Genomic DNA, 25,756 nt, shown 5'->3' on the forward strand with positions numbered 1-25,756 from the left:
CGTTGGCCAGCCCCCAGCGGTCGAGCACCTTGCGGTAGCTGCCGTCGGCGATCACCTACCTGGTTCAGGGCGTCAGCAAGGGCTTGCACGATGCCGTCGCCCTTCTTGGTGGTGGCGATCTTGCCCTGGAGGGTGGGCCGGCGCCGGAGACGGTGCCGACGCGGTGGGACGCGGAACGGACAGGGTCACGGGGCCCGTCGGAACAGCGGGCCCCGTGACGCGTCAACGACTCCTGTGGAGTGGGAATTCAGCCATTCCGAAGTGCTGGGAAGTCGTCCTCGCGGTGTTCACCATGTGGACGTTCGGCACCGGAGTGCTTGTCCTGCTCGGCGCCGCGCAGCTCCACCCGGCGGATCTTGCCGGAGATCGTCTTGGGCAGCTCGGCGAACTCCAGCCGGCGGATTCGCTTGTACGGGGCCAAGTGCTCGCGGGAGTGCGCGAAGATCGCCTCCGCGGTGGCCGCATCCGCCGCCCAACCGGCGGCAAGGACGATGTACGCCTTCGGCACGGACAGCCTCAGCGCGTCCGGCGACGGCACCACCGCGGCCTCCGCGACGGCGTCGTGCTCCAGCAGCACGCTCTCCAGTTCGAACGGCGAGATCCGGTAGTCCGACGCCTTGAACACGTCGTCGGCGCGGCCGACGTAGGTCAGATAGCCGTCCGCATCGCGGGAACCGACGTCGCCGGTGTGGTACCAGCCGTCCCGCATCGCCTCGGCATTTCGCTCCTCGTCGCCGTGATATCCGACCATCAGGCCCAAGGGGCGTTTGGCCAGATCGACGCAGATCTCCCCCTCGTCGCCGAGTTCGCCGCTCGTGGGATCGACGAGCACGATCTCGTAGCCGGGCACCGGCCGCCCCATGGCGCCCGGCTTGATCGGCTGCCCGGGCGTGTTGGCGACCATCACGGTCGTCTCGGTCTGCCCGAACCCGTCCCGAACCGTGACGCCCCAGGCCTTGCGGACCTGCTCGATCACCTCGGGGTTGAGCGGCTCGCCCGCGCCGACGACCTTGCGCGGCGGCGCGGTCAGCGCCGTGAGGTCGGCCTGGATGAGCATCCGCCACACCGTCGGCGGCGCGCAGAAGCTGGTCACCCCGCAGCGCTGCATCTCGGCCAGCAGCCGCGGCGCGTCGAAGCGGGTGTAGTTGTAGATGAACACCGTCGCCTCGGCGTTCCACGGCGCGAACACGTTGCTCCACGCGTGTTTCGCCCAGCCCGGCGAGGAGATGTTCAGGTGCACGTCGCCGGGCTCCAGCCCGATCCAGTACATGGTGGACAGATGCCCGACCGGGTAGGACGCGTGCGTGTGCTCCACCAGCTTCGGCTTCGCGGTGGTGCCGGAGGTGAAGTACAGCAGCAGCGTGTCGTCGGCCCGCGTGACGCCGTCGGGTTCGAACGTCGTTTCCGACGTCGACGAGTCCGCGTAGTCCAGCCAACCCTCGGCCTGCGTGCCGACGGCGATCCGGGTGTAGTCGCCCGGCACGTCCGCGTAGCTGCCTGGCAGGCCGGTGACCACGTGCTTGGCCTGGCCGCGCTCGACCCGGTCCCGGAGGTCGGCGGCGCCGAGCAGGGTGCTGGCGGGGATCAGGACCGCGCCCAGCTTCATCGCCGCGAGGATCGTCTCCCACAGCTCGACCTGGTTGCCCAGCATGAGGATGATCCGGTCGCCGCGGCGCACCCCGTGCCCGCGCAGCCAGTTCGCGACCTGGTTGGACCGCCGCGACATCCGCTCGTACGAGATCTTCTGCTCGCTGCCGTCCTGCTCCACGATCCACAGCGCCGGACGGTCGTTGCCGGCGGCGACCGTGTCGAACCAGTCCAGCGCCCAGTTGAACTCGCCGAGCTCTGGCCAGCGGAAACCCTCCCGGGCGGCGGCGTAGTCTTCTCGATGGGCGAGCAGCAGGTCACGGGCCGCCCGGAACACGGTATCGGTCACGCAGGCGATGGTGGTGCCGGACGGCGCGGTCCGCTACCCCCGGAAAGGGGGACCGATGCAGGAGGACCTTCCCGAGGTCCGCCGCGCCCTGGCCACGCTGCGGCACGGGACGGGACTGCCGGTCGTCTTCGGCGGGCTGGTCCAGCCGGGCGGGGTGCGGCTGTCCGAGCTGCTCGGCACCGGCACGAACGCGCTGCTCGGGCTGACCGTCATGCGCGGCAACGGGCTCGGCGGCAAGGCCCTGAACCTGGGCAAGCCGCTCGCCGTGACCGACTACTCACACGCGGCCGGCATCAGCCACCAGTACGACCAGCCCGTGACGGCCGAGGGTCTGCGGTCCATCGTGGCCGTTCCGGTGGTGGTCAACCGGGTCGTGCGGGCCGTGCTGTACGGGGCGCTGCGGCAGGCGCTGCCGCTCGGTGACCGGGTGCTCACGGCCGCGCGGGACGCCGCCCGGGACCTGGAGCAGGAGCTCGCGGTGCGCGATGCGCAACGCAGCCGTATCGAGGACGCGAAGGTGCCTCGCGGCTGGGAGGAAGTGCGTGCGGCGCACGCCGAGCTCCGGCAGCTGGCGGCCGAGGTGACCGACGAGGCGTTGCGGCAACGGGTGCACGAGGTGTGCGCGCGGCTGGCCGCCTCCTGGGCGCCGGCCGACGTGGCCGTGCCGTCGCTGTCCGCGCGGGAGCTGGACGTGCTGTCGGGCATCGCGTTGGGGCAGACCAACGCCGAGGTGGCGCTGCGGTTGGGTGTGCGGCCTGAGACCGTGAAGGCGTATCTGCGCAGCGCCATGCGCAAGCTGGACGTGCATTCGCGGCTGGCCGCCGTGGTCGCCGCCCGGCGGTTCGGGTTGCTGCCCTAGGTTGGTGGGCATGACCGTCATCGACTTGAACAGCGACCTCGGCGAGGGCTTCGGGGCGTGGCAGCTCGGCGACGACGATGCCCTGCTCGACGTCGTGACCAGCGCGAACGTCGCCTGCGGCTTCCACGCCGGGGACCCGACGGTGCTGCGGCGGGTGACCGAGCGGGCCGCCGAGCGCGGAGTGGCGATCGGCGCCCAGGTCGGCTACCGGGACCTGCCCGGCTTCGGCCGGCGGTTCATCGACGTGGACCCGGCCGAGCTGGTCAACGACGTCGTCTACCAGATCGCCGCGCTGGACGGGTTCGCGCGGATCGCCGGCACGCGGGTGCGGTACGTCAAGCCGCACGGGGCCCTGTACAACGCGATCGTGTCGCACGCGGCGCAGGCGGCGGCGGTGGTGGAGGCGGTTCGGCTTTACGATCCGTCGCTGCCGATTCTGGGGCTGCCGGGGTCGGAATCCTTGCGCCAGGCCGAATCCGCGGGGCTGACGCCGGTGCGGGAGGCGTTCGCCGACCGGGCGTACACGCCGTCCGGCGAGTTGGTGTCGCGGCGGTTGGACGGGGCGGTGCTGCACGACGTTGCGGAGATCGTCGCGCGGTGCGTGGGAATGGCGGTGCAGGGATCGGTCGTCGCCGTGGACGGGACCGTGATTTCCGTTGCGCCGCAATCCCTTTGCGTGCACGGGGACACGCCCGGGGCGGTGCGGATCGCCCGCGAGGTGCGCGCCGGCCTGCTGGCCGCCGGGTTGACGCTGGCGCCGTTCGCCGTCTAGGAGGGCACCCGGCGCAGCAGCGTCGCGGCCTCGTCGGCCTGGCCGGCGGCGAGGAGGAGGTCCACCGCCTCCACGGACAGCGCCGGCTCGGCCGGGGTGGACCAGGCGGCGGCGGTCAGCAGCTCCGCCGCCTCCCGGACGTGCCCGGAACGGAACTCCGCCACGGCCAGGTTCCGCAGCGCCCACGGCGACACGGCCAGCTCGATGGACCGCCGCCAGGAGGCGATCGCCGCGTCGGTTTCCCTTGCCTGCCAATGGGCAACGCCGATGTGGTACGCCGTCAGCCAGTTCTCCGGCGCGGCCGCCAGCATCGTCCGCCACGGCACGGACACCAGGCTGCGCCCCGGCTCCTGCTCGGGGTCGGTGGCAGTCATGTTGCCGTGCAACAACTCCAGCCACGGCCGCTGCGCAGCGCCGAGCCCGGTGAACGGGGTCGCCGGCAGCCGCGCGCCGAGCCGGGTCAGCTCCAGCGCGCCCCAGCCGGAACCGGCGGCGAGCAGCTCGCCGGGCGGCTCCTCGTCCCACTCGTCGTGCCCGCGCGGGTCGCGCACCTTGGTGTCCACCCGCAGCGCCTCGCCGTCGGGCAGCGTGAAGTCGATCTGGTACGGAAGATCGCGCGCGGTGTCCCATTCCCACACCCGCAGCGCGTCGCCGCCCACCGCGGCCGCGAAGACCGGTCCGCCGCTGGCCGGCTGGAAGGCCGGCGAGGAGAACGGCACCGGTCGGTGCTCTTTCTTGTGCCACAACGAATGCAGCCGACCGCCCCGTCCGATCAGGACGGTCGCGATCAACTGGTCGTTCTCGAGCACCACGGCCGGCACCGGTTTCGGGTCCCGGGGCCGGGACGTGCGCCGCGGCCACGGCACCGCACCGATCGCACCAAGAGCCGACACCGGGCCGTCCTGGCCGCACTCGACGACCGACAGCACCACCTCGGCTTGACGCAGCTGGGTCACTACTCACTCCCCGACTCGCCTGGGCGAATGCTCCCGACCGACCGCACCGATGTCAACCTGAGCATCCCCCGACCAGGTCACGTTGACAGCGTTCGCCGGCGCTGCCGACCGTGACGACGCCGCGGTGACGCGTTGCGTCACCACGCCGTCCTGCCGTCCGGTGTCACCACCGGTCACCGGCACGAGTTCGGGGACGGCCGCGCGCCCGATCCACGGGACCACCCGGCCGGGTGATGCCATTGTGCGGGACGTCCGGACGCCTTGGCTTCTGCTATGGGCCGTTCAGGCACGGGATCGGACCAGTTCGGCCGCATCCGTATCTACCGGGAGTCGGTTCGCGTTGCGGGGCACGGCAATCGCTCGACTACGATCGTTCCTGACGAACCAGTTCTGTAGATGGAGGTTCTCGGCCGTGGCCGACCGCGTACTGCCCGGCACCGCGCTGGCCGATCCGGTGGAGATGGCGCGGTTCGTCGCCGACAACCGGCGGCGGTGGTCCACCTCCGACGGCCGCGTCGCCGGGACCCTGTGGTGGTACAGCACCAGCAGCGTCGTGCTGACCTCGTTGCTGGTGCGGCTGGCCGAGATCGACCTGGCCGCCGATCCGTCGCTGGAGCGGCTGCGGGTGCACATCGGCGAGGACGGCCGGGTGATGAACGTCCATCCGACGGGGCTGCTCGCCGACACCGAGGAGTTGCCGGCGGCGCTGCGATCGTCGCTGGACGCCGTGTTGGGCACCCTGTCGTCGGTGTCCGGCGTTCGGTTGCCGCCGCTGTGGGCCCTCACCACCGACGCCATCGCCAACACGTTGCTGCGGGCGTGGCGGGAACTCGGTGACGCGTCGAAGGGCGTGGCGCAGGCGGAGTGGCTGGTCGGCGGGATGGGAACCGGACTGCCGCCGGCTCGTTTCGTGACCATCGAGGGCAAACCGCTGGTGCGGCGGGTCTCCTGCTGCCTCATCGACCGCGCCGGCTTCGCCCCCTGCGCCAGCTGCCCCCACCAGGACCCCGCAGCCCGGCATCAGCGCATGCTGGAAGCCTCCCGCCACCTCTGAACCCCCGCGAGTCACGCTTGAGGTCGCGCAGGTCTGAAGGACCGCGGGCTCAGCTCGATCGAGTCCGTTCATCGATCGAGCTGAGGCAAGGGAAGAGACCGGATCTTCAGCGACCTCACCCCGCGCGGAACGCGCGGCACAAGCACAGACACACCGAAATGCGGTTTCAGACAGAAACGAGCCTCGGAGCTCAGTTCTGCACGAAACCGGATTTCGGTGTGACGCCGGGCGGGACTCGCGGTGGTCTGCCTGAGACTGACATTCGGTGTGTCCGAGAGCGCGACTCGCGGGGGTTTTCCTCGGGCGCGGGGGGGTTTGTCAGGGTTTGCGGGCCACGCCGGCGTAGATGCCGGAGTGGTCGGGGTCGTCACCGAGGTCGGCGGCGGACTCGGGGCGCCAGTTGGCGGTGAAGACGACGCCGGGGTCGACCAGGTCGAAACCGTCGAACATGGCGGTGACCTCGGCGTGCGAACGGGGGTGGATGGGCTCGGCGCTGTGCGAGAAGACGTCCACCGCCTTGGCCATGCCCTCCTCCATGTTGTCCGGCGTGAAGTGCGACAGCGCCAGGTAGCTGCCGGACGGCAGGGCGTCGCGGTAGCGGGCGATCACGCCGGTCGGGTCGTCGGCGTCGGGGACGAACTGGAGCACGCCGACCATGAGCAGGCCGATCGGCTGGTCGAAGTCGAGCAGCCGGCGGGTGTCGGGGTCGTTGAGGATCCGCTCGGGGTCGCGCAGGTCGGCCTGCACCATCACGGCGTTCGGGTCGTCGCGCAGCAGCAGCTGGCTGTGGGCGACGGCGACCGGCTCGTAATCGACGTAGACGACCCGGCAGGACGGGTCGGTCTCGTGGGCGATCTCGTGCACGTTGCCGACGGTGGGAATGCCGGAACCGATGTCGAGGAACTGCCGGATGCCGTTGTCCGCCAGGAACAACACCGCCCGGCGCAGGAACGATCGGTTCAGCCGGGCCATCTCCCGCACCGGCACCACCTGGGCCAGCTGGTTGCCGATCATGCGGTCGCGCTCGAAGTTGTGCGCCCCGCCCAGCACGTAGTCGTAGATCCGGGCCGAGCTGGGCACGTCGACGTCGACCTCGGTCGGCACCCAGTCCACTGCGCCTGCCATCGCTCCTCCGCCTTTTCTCCTAGTGCCCCAATACGATCCGGTCCGCGCTCACCGACGGTGCGAGCGGCTCGCCCTGCCCGGCGTCCGCGCCGACGGCTCGCAGCCGGCGCAGGTGCTGTTCGTGCCGGATGCCGGCGACGGACACCGGCAGGCCGAGACTGTGGGCGAACTCGACGAGGCTGCGCACCACCGGCTCGGTGATCTCTGCGGTGCGGTCGTCGGCCAGGGATTCGGCCAGCCGGCTGTCGAGCACGACGGCGCGCAGCGTGAACTCGCCGCGCAGCAACAGATCGGCGTGCTCGGTGCCGAAGTCCACGAGGGAGGATTCGACACCCATCTCGGCCAGCACCAGGATGTTGTCGATGATCTCGTCGTTCTGCGCCGGGGTGCCGAGCGCGACGCCCAGCCGCAGCTGCTCGGCCGGCAGCTCGACGGCGTCCAGCTCGCGGCGGACCACGCCGACCAGGTCGGGGTCGCGGGCCTGCCCGGCCGACAGGTCGACCGCCACGGCCGGCGTCGCCGCGCCGTGCTCACGAAACCACAGCGCCGCCTGCCGACACGCCTTGTGGATCGCCCACCGGCCGACCGGCAGCACCACGCCCGTTTCCTCGGCCAGCGCCAGCAGTTGGTCGTGCCGTTGCGGCGGCTGACCGGGCGGCCGCCAGGCCAGTCGGGCCGTCACCGCGAGCATCGACTCGTCCGAGAACCGCAGCAGCGGTTGGTAGACGACGTCCAGCTGATCCGCCTGCAACGCGCCCGGCAGGGTCGCGGCCAGCCGAAAACGGGAGCGGTCGGCGGCGTCCTCGCGCGCGTCGAACAGGTCCCACTGGCCGGCGCCGCGCCGCTTGGCCCGGTGCAGCGTCATGTCCGCGGCCCGCAGCAGCTCCGCCGGGTCCGCGCCGGGGCTGATCCGGTCCACGATGCCCATGCAGGTGGAGACCGCGATGCCGTCGCCGCCGATGAACATCGGGTCCGCCAGCGTGTCCAGCACCCGGGCCGCGTACTCGCCGACGCCGGGCGTGTCGGCGTTGCCCTCCAACAGCACCGCGAACTCGTCGCCGCCCAGCCGGGCGACCATCGCGGTCTCACCGGCGAACACGCCGGCCAGCCGCTGCGCCACCGCCCGCAGCAGCTGGTCGCCGATGTGCTGGCCGAGGCCGTCGTTGACGACCGTGAACCGGTCGAGTCCGAAGTGGAACAGCGTGATCCGGCCGCCCGCGTCGGAGCGGCCGAGCGTGCTCTCCAAAGTGGACACGAAGTACTGCCGGTTGGGCAGGCCCGTCAGCATGTCGTGCAGCGACTGGTGGCCGAGCCGGTCGCCGAGCAGGTGCAGCTCGGTGACGTCCTCGACCATGGTGACCAGGTAGGCCGGCTGGTCGTGGTCGTCGCGCAGCAGCGAGATGGCCAGGTACGCCCAGACCGACTCGCCGTCCTGGTGGACCAGGCGGCAGCGTTCGCGGAAGTTCGGCCGGCGGCCGGCGAGCAGGTCGCCGATGCTCTCGGCCAGCCAGCCGGCGGAGTCGGAGTGGGCCAGATCCTGCACGCTCATGCCGGCCAACTCGGGCTGGCCGTAGCCGAGGATCTCGGTGAGCGCGGCGTTGGTCTGGGCGAACTTGCCGCTGGGGGCGCTGATCGCGATGCCGACCGCGGACGAGGAGAAGATCGCCCGCAGCCGGGCGTCGCTGTCGGCCAGGCTGCGCTCGGTGTCCCGCTTCGCCTTGATGAGCGAGCGTTTCAGCGCCTCCTGGCTGATGTACGTGCGTTCCCGCAACGCCTCCGCGTAGCCCGCGCCCAGCGCGCTCAGCACCATCACCACGCGGTGCGGCAGGTCCTCGGGTGGGTCCGGCATCGCCAGCAGGCCGCGGCCCAGCACGTCCAGGCTGGTGGACAGCGTGGCCTTGCCGGAGATCGCCCGGTTGATCAGGGCCGTGCCGATCTCCGCGACCCCGGCGACGGTCAGCGGGTCGGAGCGGACGGCGTCCGCGAGCGTGCCGGTCATCCGCGCCAGCAGCCGCACGATCTTGGCGTGCGACATGGGGATGAAGACCGTCTTCGCGATCTCCGCAGCCCAGGTGCGCGCCAGCTCGGTCCGCCAGCTGTCGTCGACGGGACCTCGCTGCGGGTGATCGTTCACGCCGGTCGGGTCGCTCCTTTGGTCGGGGATCGGCTCACAAGCGTCCGAGCGGACGTACCCTGGCAGTGTTTACTCGGTCTGGGTGGTGGAAACGCTCCCCCGAACGTGTGAAAGTGGTCGGTTCAGGTCCGACCGAGCGCGTCCGGCGGCGGCTGCGGCGGCTCGACCGGCTCCTCGTCGGACAGCGGCCTGGCGTTCCCCGCGAACTCCTGACCTGGCACGCAGCGGGCCGGGAAGGCCGAGCCCGCCGTGCGGCGGGTCAGTTCCGCGTAGGGCAGCTCCGCCGCCGAGGCGGCCGCCACGAGATTGCCGAACCGCCGGCCCCGGAACACTCCTGGCTCGGCCATCACCAGCACGTGTTCGAAGATTTCGACCAGTGTCGCCGCGAACCGGCGGGCGAAGCGCAGGCCGCCGCCGTCCGCGAGGTTCGCCACGTACGTGCCCTGCGGACGGAGCACCCTGCGCACCTCGCGGCAGTACTCCAGGGTCGCCAGCGGGCCCGGCATCAGCGCGCTCTCGAAGGCGTCGACCACCACCAGGTCCGCCGTGTCGTCGCGGCGCGTCGCCGTCTCCCGGCGGCCGTCACCGACCCGGACTTTCAGCTGCGGCACCGATCTCAGGTCGAGGTTCTCGCGCACCAGCTCCACCAGCGGGCCGTCCGCCTCGATCACCAGCTGCCGCGAACCCTTGCGCGTCGCCGCGACGTACCTCGGGATCGTGCACGCGCCGCCACCGATGTGAAGCACCTCCAGCGGCACGCCCGCCGGGTGCGCCAGGTCCACCACGTCGCCGATCCGCCGCACGTAGTCGAACTCCAGGTGCGTCGGGTCGCCGAGGTCCACATAGGACTGCGCGACGCCGTTCACCGACAGCAGCCACCCCGAGCCGCGATCCGGGTCCCGTGACAGTTCCGCCTCGCCGAAACGGACCGATGCCCGGGTCGACGCCGGCGTCTCCCGACGATTCGGGCGGCCCCTCGGCGACCTTCCGTGCCCCACTGCCGCTCCTCCCCGACCGAACCGTCGACCCTAGTCCAGTGACGCGGCTCACCCCGTCCCGGTCCCGCCGAAACCACCCCCTGACCTGGGCATACCGCCCCTGACCAGCCGATTGGGAATTGCGTCGACCGCTGTGCTAACGTTTCTCCCGTCAGCGAGGGAAACCCTCACGGGAAACCTTCGACGAGCGGCGCTAGCTCAACTGGCAGAGCAGCTGACTCTTAATCAGCGGGTTCGGGGTTCGAGTCCCTGGCGCCGCACGTCACAGAATCAATCCCACCTACGCGTGTAGGTGGGATTATTCGTTTTCGGGCCATCCACAGTGGACAAGTAGCGGGGCCGGCGGTCGCCCGGCGACGCTGCGGGGCGACCGGGATCTCTCCCCATCGGCCGGCGGTGTGACCGCCACTCCCCTCTTGTGGCGGTCACATGACCAGCTCGTCCCCTGAAGGCGACAACCCGCAGTGTCGGGCACGGCTACTGTCCGTGGCTAGTGCGTTTGCGTGCCAACCCTCCCGGGACAGCGGCTCCGCGCGCCGCCGGAACCGGACCGCAGGACCCCGTGACAGGGGCCCTGTGCTGGGGAAACAACGCGGGCGCGGACCGGCGGCGACCGCGCCGTGTGCACGGCGTGCCAATCCCACTGGGACAGCCGGGCATCTGGCAGGGTGATTGGACGGCGACCAAGCGTTGTCGAGCCAACTGGGGGCTTGAAAGTGCAGAGGTGTGCGAAAAAGTCGCTGACACGACTATTCGCGGTGACGGCGTGCGCGGTGATGCTGGCGGCGTGCGGATCGGCGAACCCGACCCCGTCCGGGGCGCCGCGGGTGGCGATCGTGCTGGGCGGCCGGGCGAACGACGCCGGGTTCAACGAGATCGGGGCCGACGCGGTCCTGAAACTCCAGCGCGAACACGTGATCGACGCGCAGGTTCGGGAATCGGTGACCAACCCGGCGGACGCGGAGCCGATCCTGCGGCAGTACGCGGCCGAGGGATACGACCTGGTCATCGGCTGGGGCGTCGGGTTCAGCGACGCCGTCTTCCGGGTCGGCGCGCAGTTCCCGAAGACGCGGTTCATCGCGTCGGGCGGCGTGGACGTGCTGGCCCGGGCCACGGCCAACGTCGAGACCTGGACGTATGACGCGGAACAGCTCGGCTATCTGCTGGGTTTCATCGCCGGCGCCACGAAACTGTCGCCGGTCGCGGTGGTCGACGGTGAGCAGCAGCCTTTCGTGGAAGCGCAATGGTTCGGTTTCGACCAGGGGCTGCACGCGGCGAATCCGGACGCGAAAGCGCTGAAACCCGTCTACACCGGCTCGTTCGACGATCCGCAGAAGGCGGAGCAGGCGACCGCGGCGCAGATCGCCGCCGGCGCGAAGCTGATCGCCACGGAACCCGAGGCGTCGTCGCCGGGCGTCGCTTCGGCGGCGCGCAACGCCGGAGTCGCCACCGTCGGCATGGCGCCGAACAGCAGTGACGCCGCGAGGGCCGTCAACGTGGGCCGGGTCGACACCGACATGACGCAGATCCTGCGGGACTGGGTCGACCGGCTGCGCAAAGGCACGTTCGGCGGCCGGGGCACGACGTCCACGATCACGAACCACTCGATCGTCCCGGCGGACATCACCAAGGTCGCGGCCGCGCCGGACCTGCCGGCCGATCTGACGCAGCGGGTGGACGCGCTGGCCAAGGACCTGGCGAGCGGCAAGGTCACGATCGTCCCCTGGAAACCCGGGCAGTGACCGTCCTGGAACTGTGTTCGGCCTCGCGCCGGTTTCCCCGCGTGCAGGCGCTGGACCGGGTCGACCTGGCCGTCCGCCCCGGCGAGGTGCACGCGCTGCTCGGCGAGAACGGGGCCGGCAAGAGCACCGCGATCCGGATCCTGGCCGGGCTCGACCACCCCGATCCGGGCGAGGTGCGCCTGGACGGCCGGGCGGTCCGGTTCGCCTCCCGCACGGATGCGCTGCGCCACGGCATCGGGCTGGTGCCGCAGACGGAGAGCCTGGTCGGCGAGCTGACACTGGCCGAGAACCTGGCCCTCGCTGAACCGCACCGCGTGGTACGGCGTCGCGCCGCGAGCCGACGCCTGCGCGAGGCCGCCACCACCGTCGGCGTCGCCGTGGATCCCGACGTGCGCACCCGTGATCTCGGCCGCGGCCAGCGACAGCTCGCCGAGCTGGTTCTCGCCCTGGCGCAGGACGCACGGGTGCTGCTCCTGGACGAGCCGACGGCAGCGCTCGGCCCGTACGAGACCAGGGACATGTTCACGCGGCTGCGCGCGCTGGCGGCCGCCGGCGTGGCGGTCCTGTTCATCACCCACCGCCTGGCCGAGGTTCGGGCAGTCGCGGACACCGTGACGGTGCTGGCGCACGGCCGAGTCGCCTGGAGCGGCGCCGGCTCGGACGTCGACGACGCGACGCTGATCCGGACGATGGTGGGCGACCTGCCGGACACCCCGACCCGGGAACCGCGAACCGCCATCGGCGCACCCGTGCTGCGGCTGGCGGCGGTGAGTGCCGACTGCGGTGACCCGATCCACGACCTCAGCCTCGACGTGCACGCGGGCGAGGTGGTCGGGGTGCTCGGCGTGGCGGGCAACGGCCAGCGGGCGCTCGCCGAGGTGGCCGCCGGCCGCGTCCGCCCGGCGGGCGGGACCCGGACCGAGACGGGGTCGGTGGCGTACGTGCCGGAGACCAGGCTGGACGGGCTGTTGCCGGGCCGCGCCGTCCGGTGGTCGGCGGTTGTGTCGAGGTTGCGCGAACCCCGTTTCGCGCGGCGCGGCGTGGTGGATCGCGGCGCGGTGACGCGATTCGCGACGGACCTGTTGGCCCGTCACGACGTCCGACCGCCCGACCCCGGTCTTCCCGTGCTGACGCTGTCCGGCGGCAACCAGCAGAAGCTGTTGGTGGGGCGGGAACTCGACAACGGTCCGGCCGCGGCGGTGCTGCACGGCCCCACCCAGGGGTTGGATGTCCGTTCCGCCAAGGAAATCCTGAGCGAGATCGCGCGTGCCGCCGCCGGCGGCACAGGTGTGCTGCTGGTGTCGGCGGATCCCGGCGAGGTCCGCGAGGTGGCCGACCGGGTCGTCGTGCTGTCCGGCGGCCGCGTCGTCGGGGAGTTCCCGGCCGCCGACTTCGACGACGCGCTCGTGCGGCGCCTGACCGCGGGCGGAGACGAGTGAGGTTCTGGGCTTACCTCGTCGCCGGTTTCGCTGTGGTCGCACTGGTTGTGGTGCTCACCGGCGGCGATCTGGTCGGCGCCACCGCGGGCTGGTTTCACGGCGCGTTCGGTACGACCTACAACCTCACGCAGACGCTGGTCTACGCCACGCCGCTGGTGTTGGTGGCGCTCGGCGTGTCGGTGGCCCTGCGCGCCAGTGTCGTCTCCGTCGGCGGCGAGGGGCAGATGATCGCCGGCGCGATCGCGGCGACGGTCGTGCTGCTGTCCCCCGCCGGCTCGTCGCCGCTGGCGCTGCCGTTGGGGGCGCTGGCCGGCGCCGCGGGCGGCGCGATCTGGGCGCTGCTGCCCGGTTTGGCGTTGGTCCGCTGGGGCGTCTCGGAGATCCTGACGACGCTCCTGTGCAACTACCTGGCCGCCCAGCTGCTGGCGTACCTCCTGCGAACCTCGTTGCGCGACAAGGTGGGTGCGGCGACCCCGCAGAGCGCGAGTCTTCCCGACGCGGCGTTGTTGCCGATGCCCTTCCAGATCATCCTCGCCCTGGTGCTCGCCGCCGCTGCGGTGTGGTGGCACCGCAGCCGGTCGGCTCTGCTGCTGGACGTCTTCGCCAGCCGTCGATGGCTCGCGGAACGGCTCGGCGTCGGGGCCGGTCGGGCGATGCTGGCGACCATGCTCGTGTCGGGCGCGGCGGCGGGCCTGGCCGGCTGGGTGCAGCTGGCCGGCGTCGACGGTCGCCTGGACCTCGGCATCAGCGGCGGCATCGGGTTCTCGGGGCTGATCGTCGCCGTGCTCGGCCGGTCGAGGCCGGGGCCGATCCTGGTCGCCGCGGTGGTGTTCGCCGCCCTGACGACCGGGGCGAACGGGATCCAGTTCGCGACCGGCATCCCGGCCGCGATCGGCACGGTCACGCAGGCGGTCCTGCTCGGGGCGGTCGCGCTGGCAGTGACGGCGTCCCGTCGCAGTGGGCGGTCATGGTGACCGAATTCCTCGTGTTCGCGCTGGTCGGCACGCTGAACGCGGCGACGCCGCTGGTATTGGCCGGGCTCGGCGAGGTCGTGCTCGAACGGTCCGGCGCCGGGTTCAACCTGGGCATCGAGGGCACGATGCTGGCCGGCGCGTTGGCCGGTGTGCTCGGCTCCGCCGCCGCCGGTCCGTGGGCCGGCCTCGCCGCCGGGACGACGGCCGGCCTCTGCTTCGGCGCCCTCCACGCCGCCGGACTGCTGGCCGGCGTCGACACCGTGCTGGTCGGGATCGTGCTGACCGTGTTGGGGACCGGATTGACCACGTACCTGTCGCAGGTGCTCAACCCGCCGGGGCAGCCGGCGCTGGGTGCCCCCACGCTGCCCGTCCTCGGCGGCAGCGTGGGTGCGGGTTCGGTGCTGGCCGTCGGTCTCACCGCGACGACGTGGTGGATGCTGCGCGGCACGCGATTCGGTCTGCGGCTCCGCGCGTGCGGCGACGACGCCGACATCGCCACCACACGCGGCATTCCGGTGCGACGCCAGCGCGTCGTGGCCGCGCTCGTCGCCGGCGCTTTCGCCGGGCTGGCGGGTGCGGTGCTCGCGTTGGCGTCGATCGGCACCTTCGTGCCGCTGATGACCGGCGGCCGCGGGTTCATCGCCCTGGCAGTGGTGATCGTCGCCCGGCGCACCGCACTCGGGGTCGTCGGCGGGGCACTGTTCTTCGCGGTGTTCGACGCGCTGGCGCTGCTGGCGCAGACCTACGACCTGGGCCTGCCCGTCGAGGCGTACCAGGCCCTGCCTTACCTGGTCACGCTCATCCTGCTATGCCTAGAAGGACAGCGCCGAGTCCGTCCGAAGGAGACGCCATGAGCACAGGGGGGCACCCGTTCGCGCCGCCGCACCACGAGCAGCGCTGGGTGGACACGGCGACCGAGCTGGCCGCGGAGTTCGCCAAGACGGCCGGGGCACTGGACCAGAGCGCCGAGCTGCCGCTGGCGAACCTCCAGGCGCTGCACGGCAGCGGGCTCGACGCGGCGCTGCTGCCGAAGGAGCTGGGCGGCGAGGCGTTGAGCTATCGCAGTTACGGCGAGATCGTGCGGCTGCTCAGCGCGGCCTGCCCGTCCACGGCCTGCATCTGGGTCATGCACATCGGCGCCGGCGTCGGGCTGGCCGAGATCTCCGCGCCGGACGCGGCCCGCTTCTACGCCGACGAGCTCATCGCCGGCCGCCGGTTCGCCAACGCGCTGTCCGAACCGACCAGCGGCAACCTGTTCATGATGCCGATGCAGCACGCCGAACCCGTCGACGGCGGCTTCCGGCTGACCGGCGCCAAGCGCTTCGCCTCCGGCTGCGAGATCGCCGACCACTTCCTGGTCAACGCCCTCGTGGAGGACAAGCCGACGTTCTTCGGGCTGGCCGCCGACCCGGCGACGATGAGGTTCATCCCGATCTGGGACACCATGGGCCTGCGGGCCAGCCGCAGCCAGCTCATCGAGTTCACCGGCACCCTGCTGCGCGAGGACCGGCGCTGCCCGGCGTTGCGGCCGAAGCGGCCCAACCACATCGGGGCCGGGCTGGCGTTCCTGTCGCTCGGCATCGCCGACGCCGCGCTGGCCGCGCTCGTCGACCACGCGCGGCGGCGGATCATCCCGACCACCGGCGAGCCGCTGGCCCGCATGCAGTGGCTGCGGTTCGACGTCGCGGACGTCCACGCCCGGCTCGAGGCCGCGACCATGTACGCGCGGCACATGTGTTGGCTCGCCGACGAGAACTCGGCGGAGTTCGTCCCCGCGACCATCCGGGCCAAGCAGCTGGCCAACGGGCTCGCCGTGGACGCCGCGCAGCTCGCGGTGCGGGTCGGCGGCGCGTCGGCCGGCTACCTGCGCAGCTCGCCGATCGAGCGGATCTTCCGGGACGCGCAGGCCGGCGGCCTGATGGCATACTCCCTGGAGGTATGCAAGGACACCCTCGGCGCGGCCCTGCTGGACGGCCACGATGGCTGACCGGCCGCGGATGCTGTTCAACGCGTTCCACATGTTCGCGGTCTCGCACCACGCCCAGGGGCTGTGGGCCGAGCCGGACAGCCGGCAGCTGGCGTACAACGACCCGCAGATGTGGATCGACCTGGCCCGGCTGCTGGAGCGCGGCCGGTTCGACACGCTGTTCTTCGCGGATGTCCTCGCGCCGTACGAAACCTACCGGGGCTCGCGCGACGCCGCCGTGTTCGAGGGGATGCAGTTCCCCACCGGCGACCCGTCGGTGCTGATCCCGCTGCTGGCGTACCACACCGAGCACCTCGGCTTCACCTTCACGCAGAACATCCTGCAGGAGCACCCGTATCCGTTCGCCCGCAAGATGTCCACTCTGGACCATCTCACCGGCGGCCGCGTGGCGTGGAACATCGTGACGTCGTTCCTGCCGGGCGCGGGGCGCAACCTCGGCTTCGGCGGTCTCCCCGACCACGCCGAGCGCTACGCCCGCGCGGAGGACTTCACCGCCGCCGTGTACAAGCTGTGGGAGTGCAGCTGGGAGGACGACGCCGTGCTGCGCGACCGGGACCGGCGGCAGTTCGCCGACCCCGCCAAGGTGCATGCCGTCAGGCACCGAGGAGAATTCTATTCGCTCGACGGGCCGCACCTGTCCGAGCCCTCGCCGCAGCGCACGCCGCTGCTGTTCCAGGCCGGCATGTCGACGACGGGCCGCGCCTTCGCCGGCAAGCACGCGGAGGCGCTGTTCATCGGCTCGACCTCGCCGGCCGAGGCCGCCCCCGTCGTCGCCGACGTCCGCCGCGCCGCGGTGCGGGCCGGCCGGGGCCCGGACCACGTCAAGATCTTCGTGCCGCAGAGCTTCCTGTTGGGCAGCACCGAGGAGGAGGCCCGCCGCCGTGACGCCGAGTTGCTGGAGCGGCAGACGGTCGAGGGCAATCTGGCCCGCATGAGCGTGTTCCTGGACCGGGATTTCGGGCTCGACGGCCCGGAAACGCCGGTGTCCGAACTGCGCCGCCGGGACGTGCCCGAGGTGATCCGGAAGCTGCTCGATCACGGCCAGCACGAGGAATGGACGCTCGGGCAGCTGATCCGCCGCTACGGCAACCGCCGCTTCGTCGGCACGCCCGAGCAGGTCGCGGACCGGGTCGAGCAGTGGCAGGAGGCCGGTGTGGACGGCATCAACCTGGAATACGTCGTCTCCCCCACCAGCTTCGCCGAATTCGTCGAGCACGTGGCCCCGCTCCTGCGCGAGCGCGGCCTCATGCAGCGCGAGTACCGGGAAGGCACGCTCCGGGAGAAGTTCTTCCCGGGCGGGGGTTCCCGCCTTCCGCCGGACCACCCCGCGCGGGCGGCGGCAGTGCCGTCTCAGCCCTGAGCCAGCGCGGCGAGTCCGGCTCGCAGTCGGTCCGCCGTCCGCTCGTCGTAACCCTCGACGAGCCCGATCGCCCTGCCTAGACTGCGAATCGCCTCATCGTGTCGGCCGAGCCCGAGCTGCACGAGGCCTTGCTCGTGGAGCGCCTCGGCCCTTCCCCGCGCATCGGCGTCGGGATGGTCCGCAATGGACTGTTCGCAATACGCGAGCGCCGCTTCGAGGTCACCCGCCAGGCGACAGGAACGGGCCAGCGCCCACCGAGCATGGGCCGCGCCGTGACGGTCGTCGTGGGCCAGAAAGGTGTCCAGGGCCCACCGACCGTGTTCCAACGCCTCGTCGCCGGTGCAGGCCAAGCCCAGGGCGACGCGGGCGGTCGCCTCGCCGAACCAGGACCCGGCCGCCGCGAAGGTGTCGACGGCGTCGCGGATCAGGCGTGCCCACCTGTCCCGTGGCTCATCGGTTGCCAGCCCCAGCAGGGCCCAGCCCCGGCTGCGACCGTCGACGGTGTCCACCACCAGCGTTTCGAGCTCCAGGGCCCGTGCGACGTCGCCGCGCCGCCGGAAGCCGTCGGCCAGTTTCACCCGCGCCTCGGCCAGCCGGGACTCGTCTGCGACGGCCTGCGCGGCCCGGACGGCGATCTCGTAGCCGTCGATCCAGACGTGCCAGGGGTGGGCCAGGGCGAAGAAGTCGTGCAACTCGACCATGATCCGCCAGGCCTCGAAGTGCAGTGCGTGATCGAACGCGAGCCGGGCCACCGGCACGAAGTTCGACACCTCACGCGAACACCAGGCATAGGCCTCGTCGAAGCCGCCGAAAGCCGGGCCGGGCCCGCCGGGGAGCTCGATGTGGTGGTCGCGGGCCGGCGTCAGCGCCCGGGACGCGGCATTCGCGGCGTGCAGGTACCAGTCGACCAACCGCCGCACCGCCGCCGCACGGTCCTCGGCCGGTTCGCCGGCGGCCACGTCGATCGCGTAGCCACGGAGCAGGTCGTGGAATCCGTAGTACTCGCCGGGCGTCCGCTGAAGCAGGTGCGCGACGGCGAGAACGTCCAGCAGCGAGGCCGCTTCCGTCGCCGGGATCCCGGCGAGCGTGGCCGCCGACGACACGCTGATCGTCGTGCCCGGGTGCAGGCTCAGCAGCCGGAACATGCGGGCCGCCGGCGCCGGCAGCGCCTGGTAGGACCACGTGAACGCCGCGCGCACGCCGATGCTGTCGTCCTCGTCGTCGAGATCGAGAAGTCGCAGCCGGCGGCCGAGGTCGGCCATTTCGACGACGTGCGAGGCCACCGTGCGGTCCGGGGCCGCCGCGATCCGCTCGGCGGCGACGACCACGGCCAGCGGCAGCGCGCCGCAGAGGTCGACCAGCTGGGCGACCGCGTCCCGCTCGGCGTCCGCCCGGTCCTCGCCGATCAGGACGCCGACCAGGTGCGCCGCGTCGGCGGAGTCCATCATGTCCAGCGGCACCGCGCCGGCGCCGGCCTCGATGACCAGCGCCGAGAGCTGGATCCGGCTGGTCACCAGCACCGTGCACCCCGGCAGTGCCGGCAGGATCGGCAGGACCTGGTGGGAATCGGCGGCGTTGTCGAGGACGACCAGCACCCGCTGGGCCCGCCGGCCGAGCTGGTCGCGCAGCGCGGACGCCCGCTCCGGCTCGCCGCAGGGAATGCCGTCGCTCTCGTTGCCCAGCCCGCGCAGCAGGTCCTCGAGGACGTCGGCGATCGTCGCGGGCTCGCCGGCCGTGTGGCCGCGCAGGTGCGACCACAGCACCACGTCGAAGAGGTCCTGCACGCCGTTGGCCCACCGCAGCGCGAGCGCCGTCTTGCCGACGCCCGGCGGGCCGGCGATGAAGATCACGTTCGGGCTCTCGCCGCGGGCCAGCGCGGTGAGCCGGGTCAGCTCGCGCCGGCGGCCCAGGAAGAACGGCGCCGGCGGCAGGTGCGGGTACGGCTCCGCGCGGGCGGCCAGTCCGAGGACGAGCAGCGAGCCGCCGGCCCGCAGCGCGTCGTCCAACGTCCGGGCGGCGTCGACGCCCGGACCGGTGGTGCCACGTTCGAGCCGCCCGAGCACGCTCTTCGGGATGCCGGTCCGGCCGGCGAGCGCCCGCAGGCTCAGGCCGGCGTGGTTGCGGAGCACCGCCAGGCGCTCGCCAAACTGCTCGGCCGCCGTCGGATACCACCTCGGCGTGCTGTCGTCCCACCGCGGATCGGTCACGGGTTGCCTCTGGCCAGGCGATCCAGCGCCGCGCCGAGCTGCGCGGCCTTGGCGTCGTCGAGCGGCTCCATCATCCGCCTCGCGTCGGCGAGCAGCTCGCGGGCCGCCGCGACATCGTCCCGGTCGGCCAGCAGCAGCCCCATCTCGCCGACGGCGTCGGCCTCGCCCCAGCGGTCCCCCGCCGCACGGTAGGTGACGGCGGCCTGCTCCCAGCAGGCCATCGCCTGCTCGTCGTCGCCGGCCGCGCGGTGGGCCCGCGCCAGCGGCACCAGGGCGAACGCCATGCCGTGCAGATCGTCGTCCGCCCGGAAGGCCTCCAGGGCACGGATGCCCTCGTCGAGCGCCCGCTTGTGGTCACCGATGGAACGGTAGGCGCGGCAGAGCTGGACCCGGGCGTGCAGCTCGCCGATCCGGGTGTCGCTCTCCAGGTGGGCGGCCAGGGCCTGCTCGATGAGGTCGACCGCCTCGTCGTAGCGGGCCAGCGCGTGGGCGCTGCCGCCCAACCCCACCAGCGACCAGCCCAGCCGGGGATGCGGACGGAGGGGTTCGAGCACGCGGACGGCCAGCCGGTCCAGTTCGTCGGCCGGGTCGTAGCGCTCCTGGCGGCGGTGGAGGTCGGCGAGTTTCTGCGCCGCCTCGGCGATCCGGGACGGATCGCCGACGTCCTGCGCCGCCCTCAGCGCGATCTCGGTGCTCACCTGCCAGGTCTGCCACGGCCGCGCGTGGAAGAAGTACTCGAACGCGTCCATCGTCATCCGCCACGCCTCGAACAGCATGCCGTGGTCGTAGGCGAGCTGCACGATCGGAGCGATGTTCTCGCACTCGGACTCGCACCAGGCCAGCGCGCCGGTGGCGGAGTCGAAGCGCGGCGGGCGGACGTCGGCGGGCGGCGGATCCAGGTGGACGTGGTGGTCGCGGGTCGGCGTGATGGCCCACCCGGCGGCGTTGAGGCCGTGCAGATACCACTGCACGAGCCGGGAGGTCGCGGCCGCGCGCTCCTGTTCCCATTCCGGCGCCGCGATCTCCTGCGCGGCGTACACGCGCAGCAGGTCGTGCAGGCTGTAGTGCTGGCCGTCGATCTCGCGGACCAGATGCGCCCCGACGAGGTGGTCGAGCAGCGCCGCCGCGTCGCCCGGCGCCAGTCCGGCCGATGCCGCCGCGGACCCGCCGCTGAACCTCGGCCCGGGATGCAGGCCGAGCAGCCGGAACATGCGGGCGTCGGCCGGCGGCAAAGCCTTGTACGACCAGCTGAACGCCGCGCGGACGCCGATCGCCCGGTCATCGCCTTCGAGCAGGTGCAGCCGGCCCCGGTCGGCGAGGGCGGCGGCGTGCTCGGCGATGCTCGTGCCGGGATCGGCGGCGACCCGAGTGCCGGCGATCCGCAACGCCAGCGGCAGCGCGGCGCAGAGGTTCACCATCCGCTCGACCGCGTCGGGCTCGGCCCGGACCCGGTCCTCGCCGATCAGCGCGGCGAGCAGCCGCGCGCCGTCCGCGTCGTCCATCCGGGCCAGGGGAATGTGGATCGGCAGCGCGTCGAGGGCCAGCCCGTAGATGCGACGCCGACTGGTGATCACCACGATGGTGCCGGGCGTGCCCGGCAGGACCGGCTTGAGCTGGGCCAGGTTGCGGGCGTTGTCGAGCACGATGAGGACCCGGTGCTGGCGGCCGCGCAGCCGCTGGCGGAGCAGCGCGAGCCGGGCTTCCGCCGATGTCGGCATCCGGCCGGCCGGAATGTCCAAGCCCCGCAACAGATCCTCGAGGATGTCCGCCGCGTCGCGCAGGCCGTCGTCGCCGGAATACCCGCGCAGGTCGGACCACAGCACGGTGTCGAACCGGCCCTTGACGTCGTTCGCCCACCGCAGCGCCAGGGCGGTCTTGCCCACTCCGGGCGGTCCGGCGATCAGCGCGACCGTCGGCGGCGCGGCCGCGGTGAGGCCGTCGACGAGGTCGTCGAGCCGGGCCAGATCGGCCGTGCGCCCGACGAACAGCAGCGGGGACGGCAGCGAATGGGGTTCCGCACGCGCCTGCTTGCCGAGGGAGACGAGCCCGCCGTTCGTGCCCAGCGCACGGTCGAGTGCCGCGGCGATGTCCTCCGACGGAACCTTCAGTCCCGCTTCCAGCCGGCTGATCGTGCTCCGCGCGACATGCGCCTCGTCGGCGAGACGTTGTTTGGTCCACCCGCGCTCGGCTCGCTTTCGGGTCACCGCCGCCCCGAAATCGTTTGCAGCGGCCTGATCCGGCCCGCCCGCCGAGGGCCGGGCCGCGCGGGCGTCGGCCCCCAGTGCGACAAGACCGCCCTGCGCCTCCAGCGCGTCGTCGAGTGCCGCCGCGACGTCCTCCGAGGGAATCGCCGTCCCCGCCTCGAGACGGCTGACCGTCCACCGCGACACCCCGGCCGCTGCCGCGAGATCCTGTAGCGTCCAGCGCCGCTCCTTGCGCTTCGCCGCGACCACTGTCCCGAAGCGACGGCCCGGCGGCGGCTGTGGACCCGTCGGCATCTCCAGCCCCTTCCAGCTGCGAATTGGTCCCCGCCGGCCGATCCAGCCTAGCCGAGCCGGTGAGCGAACCTCGGAGGAGTAACTTGCGAAAGGAAGCCACCAAGGGGGAAAGATGACACGGAGCAGGACGGCCGACGGCAGCGCGGGGGACGCCGACTACGGGCGGATCGGCGGCCACTACGCGGACTACCGCCGGCCCGACGCACGGATCGCGGCGGCGATCGTGGAAGCGCTCGCAACGGCGCAGAGCGTGGTGAACATCGGAGCGGGCGCTGGTTCCTACGAGCCGGCCGATCGCAGCGTGACGGCGGTCGAACCGTCGGCGTCGATGCGCGCGCAACGCCCGAGCCACCTGCCGCCCGCGGTGGACGCGGTGGCCGAGGAACTGCCGTTCGCCGACGCCTCCTTCGACGCGGCGATGACCACGTTCAGCGTCCACCAGTGGCCCGATCTGGCCGCCGGCCTGCGGGAAATGCGCCGGGTTGCCACCGGCCCGGTCGTCATCCTCACGTGTGACCCGGCCCTGCTCGACCGGTTCTGGCTGGCCGAGTACGCGCCCGAGGTGATCGCCACGGAGGCCCGCCGCTACCCCACGCCGGACGCGATCGCCGAGCACCTCGGCGGCCACACGACCGTGCGCGTGGTGCCGATCCCCCTCGACTGCACCGACGGGTTCAACGAGGCGTACTACGGCCGTCCGGAGATGCTGCTCGATCCGGCGGCCCGCAAGAGCTGCTCGGCCTGGTCATTCGTCGCCCCCGACCGGGCCGCCGCGTACACCGAGGCGCTGCGTACGGCGCTGGACGACGGCAGCTGGGACCGCCGATACGGGCACCTGCGCACCCAGCCGACCTACGACGGCTCGCTCGTGCTCGTCGTCAACACGCCTGAGCGGCGCGCCGGGTGAGCAGGGTGGAGACGCGGTAGCTGGCATACAGCGAGGCCGTCAGCGTCACGACGAGCAGCGCGCCGAGGGCGAGGATGCCGCCGTCGACAGCGGGCGCCGGCGGTCCGCCGGCCTGCGTGCGGGCGGAGCCGGACAGGAACGGCACGATGGTGAGCACGGCCAGGCCCAGGCCGGTCTCGACGGCGACGACGGTCGGGAAGTGCCGCAGGGTCAGGGCAAAGCCGCGGCCGAGGTCGCCGGCGGCGTGGGCGCGGGCGATGCGCGGGGTGAGGGCGAGCTGGTTGTAGGCGCCGGCGCAGACCATCGCGGCGACGATGATCAGCTTCACCAGCAGGAACCGACCGTAGGTGGTGGTGAACAGCTGGCCGACGGTGCCGACGTGCCGCCAGGCCAGCCACACGCCGGAGGCGACGACCGCGCCGACCGAGACCAGGGCGACGGAGCTGAACCGCTGCCACATGCGGGCCCACACCAGCCCGGCCCGCTGGCCGAAACCTCGGCCGCGGCCGATCACGGCGAGTGCGAACAGGCCGCCGAGCCAGACGCTGGCGCCGAGGATGTGGACCTGGGTGAACCAGCCGTTGAGCTGGGTGTCGAGGGTCTGGCCCTGGCCGGTCGGCAGCGCCAGCACGACGGTGCCGAGCACGGTCAACGGGAGCGCGACGGCGGTGACCAGGGTCGGCCGGTCCCGAACGAACAAGGTGAGCAGGGCGACGCCGGCCAGGGCGTAGCAGACGTTCTGGACGGCGATCGGCAGCGTGAGGAAGGACCAGATCCGGCTCGGCGCAAGGGATTGCCCGAACGTGACGCCCTTGACGCCGCGAGCGACCCGAGCCGCCAGCTGGAGGTAGCCGGCGACGAGCAACACCGGCCCGCACCAGGCCAGCAACCGCACGGTTCGGCCGTGTACCGCCTGCCGGTCGGGGTCGTCCACCTCGGCGCGAAGCACGGGGCGAACGACCGTCAGGTACGCCACCGCGCCGCCGATCACCGCGGCCAGCGCGGCGAAGTAGGCGATCTCGGTGGACACGCGCCACCAGGGCGGCATGGCCGGCACGGCCGTCGAAAGCAGGGTCACAAGGCAGTTAGGTTAGGCTCAGCTAAGTCACGGCGCAAGCAACCTGGGGCGAGGTCACACCCGTATTGAGGGACGTGACCGAAGGGGAGCCAGTGGCTGACCGTGAGACGTTCACGCCGGCGGTGCGGGACCGGGCCCGCGAGTGGCGGCGTGTCGCGTTCCTGATCTGCGGCGACTGGACACTGGCCGACGACATCGTCCAACTGAGCCTGCTGCGCCTGTACAAGCACTGGCACCGCATCGAGCCGGCGGGCCTCGACGCCTACGCCCGCAAGGTGATCGCCCGGGTGGCCATCGACGAGTCCCGGCGCGCCTATCGGCGGACCGAGGTGTTCGCGGAGCCGCCGGACACGCCTGCACGGGCCGCCCCGGACGACCGCGTGGACGTACGGGAGGCGCTGCGCAAGGTCCCGCCAAGGCAGCGGGCGGTCCTCGCGCTGCGCTTCTACTGCGATTTCACGGTGGCGCAGACGGCATCGGCGCTGCGGATCAGCGAGGGCACCGTGAAGTCCCAGACCCTGCGCGGCCTGAGCACCCTGCGGTCGCACCTTCCCGAGTCCGCCACGGACTTCGCACAGATCGAGGGTGATCAGCGATGAAGTCGTTGCTACAGCAGGCACTTGGCGACGAGGAACCGCCGATGGCGGTCGACGTCGAGGCCGCCGAACGGCAGGGCAGCCGGGCGCTTCGCCGCCGTCGCCAGGTGATTCCCCTTGCCACCGCGGCGATCGCGGTCGCCGTCGTCGCCGGCGGCGTGATCTTCGTGACGGCCCGGAACCCGGTGCAGCTTCCTCCGGCCGCGCACGGCCAACCGGCGCCGACGACGCCGATCAGCACCGCCGCCCCGTCGGACATCACGGCGGCCTACTGCTACCGCACGCCCAACATCACCACTTCCCTCGACAAGACCAACCAACACGTCATGGTGGGCGTCAACGGGCACATCGAAGGTGGGCGCGGCGACGTCAGGGGCGCCATCATGGACATCTGCCGCCAGGCTTGGGAGGCCAACTACTACGACTGGTTTCCCGCCGGCAGTGGCAAGCACGCCGCGCCGCCGCTGGTCGCCTGCGTGCTGGACGCCGACGCCGTCGACGCCATGGCCGGCACCATCGGCGTGTTCCCCGGCGACGCCCAGACCTGCGCGAACATGGGCCTGCCGGTGGCGAGGATCTAGCCTGGCCGGGTGGACACCGTTGTGAGGGATGCCCAGGCGGACGACGTCGCGGCGATCTGCGGGTTCGGCGCGACGCACATCCGGCCGCACTACGCCCCGCTGATCGGTGAGGCCGCGGCGGACGCGCAGGTCCGCGACTGGTGGAACGAAAGCCAGATCGCCGCGGCGGTGGCCGACGGCCTGGTGATCGTCGCCGAGGCTGCCGGGACGGTGGTGGGCGTGGGGCAGCGAGGCCGACGAGGGGCGGATCACGTCGTCTACAAGCTCTACGTCGATCCGGCACACCGGGGCCGCGGGCTCGGTCCGAGGCTGCTGGCGGCCCTCACGGAGCGGCTGCCGGCGGACGCGACGAGCCTGTACATCGAGCACTTCGCGGCCAACGAGCGGGCGGGGGCGTTCTACGAACGCGAGGGCTTCGTCGTGCAAGGCGTCGAGCCCGGCGGCGACCCGGCGCTGGCGGTGGTGTGGCGGGCCCGCCCGATCCCGTCCTGAAAAATCTTGGTACTCGACGTCGAAATCGCCGAGCGCCGTCCGACGCATTGGCAACGGACCC

21 protein-coding genes and 1 tRNA gene are annotated in these 25,756 nt (G+C 72.2%); 14 read left to right on the top strand and 8 right to left on the bottom strand.

Annotation, left to right across the window (positions count from 1 at the left end; all coding sequences use genetic code 11):
- Positions 1-247: 247 nt before the first annotated feature.
- Positions 248-1,936 (bottom strand): AMP-binding protein, encoded by a 1,689-nt coding sequence (locus BCF44_RS29625; RefSeq protein ID WP_211353280.1) that lies wholly within the window; start codon positions 1,934-1,936, stop codon positions 248-250.
- 55 nt (positions 1,937-1,991) lie between these two features.
- On the opposite strand from BCF44_RS29625, the gene BCF44_RS29630 reads away from it, so the two are divergent.
- Together BCF44_RS29630 and BCF44_RS29635 are read left to right on the top strand one after the other, a co-directional pair.
- Positions 1,992-2,795, top strand: coding sequence for a helix-turn-helix transcriptional regulator (locus tag BCF44_RS29630; protein WP_116177667.1), 804 nt, complete (start codon positions 1,992-1,994; stop codon positions 2,793-2,795).
- A 10-nt stretch (positions 2,796-2,805) separates the two neighbouring features.
- Entirely contained in the window at positions 2,806-3,567 is a 762-nt protein-coding gene (locus BCF44_RS29635) for a LamB/YcsF family protein (protein ID WP_116177754.1), read from the top strand.
- Here BCF44_RS29635 and BCF44_RS29640 read toward each other — a convergent pair.
- A complete protein-coding gene (locus BCF44_RS29640; RefSeq protein ID WP_116177668.1) occupies positions 3,564-4,523 on the bottom strand; it encodes a tetratricopeptide repeat protein in 960 nt (319 codons plus the stop codon). The genes BCF44_RS29635 and BCF44_RS29640 overlap by 4 nt on opposite strands.
- Positions 4,524-4,935: 412 nt before the next feature.
- Between BCF44_RS29640 and BCF44_RS29645 the strand changes: the two genes are divergently transcribed.
- Positions 4,936-5,577: a Fe-S oxidoreductase gene (locus BCF44_RS29645; RefSeq protein ID WP_116177669.1), complete on the top strand. Its 642-nt coding sequence runs from the start codon at positions 4,936-4,938 to the stop codon at positions 5,575-5,577.
- Between the two features lie 318 nt (positions 5,578-5,895).
- On the opposite strand, the gene BCF44_RS29650 is transcribed toward BCF44_RS29645, so the two are convergent.
- The 3 genes from BCF44_RS29650 to BCF44_RS29660 form a co-directional block, all read right to left on the bottom strand.
- On the bottom strand, positions 5,896-6,702 hold the full coding sequence (locus tag BCF44_RS29650) for an SAM-dependent methyltransferase (protein WP_116177670.1): 807 nt from the start codon (positions 6,700-6,702) through the stop codon (positions 5,896-5,898).
- Between the two features lie 19 nt (positions 6,703-6,721).
- Positions 6,722-8,836, bottom strand: a complete 2,115-nt coding sequence (locus tag BCF44_RS29655; RefSeq protein ID WP_116177671.1) for a putative bifunctional diguanylate cyclase/phosphodiesterase — start codon at positions 8,834-8,836, stop codon at positions 6,722-6,724.
- 122 nt (positions 8,837-8,958) lie between these two features.
- The gene (locus tag BCF44_RS29660) at positions 8,959-9,834 is read right to left on the bottom strand and encodes a spermidine synthase (protein ID WP_379800401.1); all 876 of its coding nucleotides are present in this window, start codon (positions 9,832-9,834) and stop codon (positions 8,959-8,961) included.
- Between the two features lie 187 nt (positions 9,835-10,021).
- Here BCF44_RS29660 and BCF44_RS29665 point away from each other — a divergent pair.
- The 7 genes from BCF44_RS29665 (at position 10,022) to BCF44_RS29695 (ending at position 17,336) form a co-directional block, all read left to right on the top strand.
- Positions 10,022-10,094, top strand: a tRNA-Lys gene (locus BCF44_RS29665).
- Positions 10,095-10,592: 498 nt separating this feature from the next.
- Positions 10,593-11,576 (top strand): BMP family ABC transporter substrate-binding protein, encoded by a 984-nt coding sequence (locus BCF44_RS29670; protein WP_116177672.1) that lies wholly within the window; start codon positions 10,593-10,595, stop codon positions 11,574-11,576.
- Complete coding sequence (locus tag BCF44_RS29675) at positions 11,573-13,015, top strand: ATP-binding cassette domain-containing protein (RefSeq protein WP_116177673.1); 1,443 nt, start codon at positions 11,573-11,575, stop codon at positions 13,013-13,015. The genes BCF44_RS29670 and BCF44_RS29675 overlap by 4 nt, the downstream gene beginning before the upstream one ends.
- Complete coding sequence (locus BCF44_RS29680; RefSeq protein ID WP_116177674.1) at positions 13,012-13,989, top strand: ABC transporter permease; 978 nt, start codon at positions 13,012-13,014, stop codon at positions 13,987-13,989. The genes BCF44_RS29675 and BCF44_RS29680 overlap by 4 nt, the downstream gene beginning before the upstream one ends.
- Positions 13,983-14,843, top strand: a complete 861-nt coding sequence (locus BCF44_RS29685) for an ABC transporter permease (protein WP_116177675.1) — start codon at positions 13,983-13,985, stop codon at positions 14,841-14,843. Before BCF44_RS29680 ends, BCF44_RS29685 begins: the two co-directional genes overlap by 7 nt.
- A complete protein-coding gene (locus BCF44_RS29690; protein WP_116177676.1) occupies positions 14,840-15,976 on the top strand; it encodes an acyl-CoA dehydrogenase family protein in 1,137 nt (378 codons plus the stop codon). Before BCF44_RS29685 ends, BCF44_RS29690 begins: the two co-directional genes overlap by 4 nt.
- Positions 15,969-17,336 carry an LLM class flavin-dependent oxidoreductase gene (locus tag BCF44_RS29695; protein WP_116177677.1) on the top strand — a complete coding sequence of 456 codons (1,368 nt, stop codon included), beginning with the start codon at positions 15,969-15,971 and terminating at the stop codon, positions 17,334-17,336. The genes BCF44_RS29690 and BCF44_RS29695 overlap by 8 nt, the downstream gene beginning before the upstream one ends.
- Here BCF44_RS29695 and BCF44_RS29700 read toward each other — a convergent pair.
- A complete protein-coding gene (locus tag BCF44_RS29700; RefSeq protein ID WP_116177678.1) occupies positions 17,327-19,543 on the bottom strand; it encodes an ATP-binding protein in 2,217 nt (738 codons plus the stop codon). The genes BCF44_RS29695 and BCF44_RS29700 overlap by 10 nt on opposite strands.
- On the bottom strand, positions 19,540-22,041 hold the full coding sequence (locus BCF44_RS29705) for an ATP-binding protein (protein ID WP_116177679.1): 2,502 nt from the start codon (positions 22,039-22,041) through the stop codon (positions 19,540-19,542). The genes BCF44_RS29700 and BCF44_RS29705 overlap by 4 nt, the downstream gene beginning before the upstream one ends.
- Positions 22,042-22,153: 112 nt before the next feature.
- On the opposite strand from BCF44_RS29705, the gene BCF44_RS29710 reads away from it, so the two are divergent.
- Positions 22,154-22,948, top strand: a complete 795-nt coding sequence (locus tag BCF44_RS29710; protein WP_116177680.1) for a class I SAM-dependent methyltransferase — start codon at positions 22,154-22,156, stop codon at positions 22,946-22,948.
- Here the strand turns inward: BCF44_RS29710 and BCF44_RS29715 are convergent.
- A complete protein-coding gene (locus BCF44_RS29715; RefSeq protein WP_116177681.1) occupies positions 22,920-24,026 on the bottom strand; it encodes a copper resistance D family protein in 1,107 nt (368 codons plus the stop codon). The two genes, BCF44_RS29710 and BCF44_RS29715, sit on opposite strands and share 29 nt — an antisense overlap.
- A 92-nt stretch (positions 24,027-24,118) precedes the next feature.
- Here BCF44_RS29715 and BCF44_RS29720 point away from each other — a divergent pair, with 92 nt between their 5' ends.
- The 3 genes from BCF44_RS29720 to BCF44_RS29730 are packed head-to-tail and all read left to right on the top strand — an operon-like array spanning position 24,119 to position 25,695.
- Positions 24,119-24,625, top strand: coding sequence for a sigma-70 family RNA polymerase sigma factor (locus BCF44_RS29720; protein WP_116177682.1), 507 nt, complete (start codon positions 24,119-24,121; stop codon positions 24,623-24,625).
- Positions 24,622-25,203, top strand: a complete 582-nt coding sequence (locus tag BCF44_RS29725) for a hypothetical protein (protein ID WP_116177683.1) — start codon at positions 24,622-24,624, stop codon at positions 25,201-25,203. The genes BCF44_RS29720 and BCF44_RS29725 overlap by 4 nt, the downstream gene beginning before the upstream one ends.
- 9 nt (positions 25,204-25,212) lie before the next feature.
- Positions 25,213-25,695, top strand: a complete 483-nt coding sequence (locus BCF44_RS29730; RefSeq protein ID WP_116177684.1) for a GNAT family N-acetyltransferase — start codon at positions 25,213-25,215, stop codon at positions 25,693-25,695.
- Positions 25,696-25,756 lie beyond the last annotated feature (61 nt).

The sequence above is a fragment of the Kutzneria buriramensis genome, assembly GCF_003387475.1.
Lineage (GTDB): Bacteria > Actinomycetota > Actinomycetes > Mycobacteriales > Pseudonocardiaceae > Kutzneria > Kutzneria buriramensis.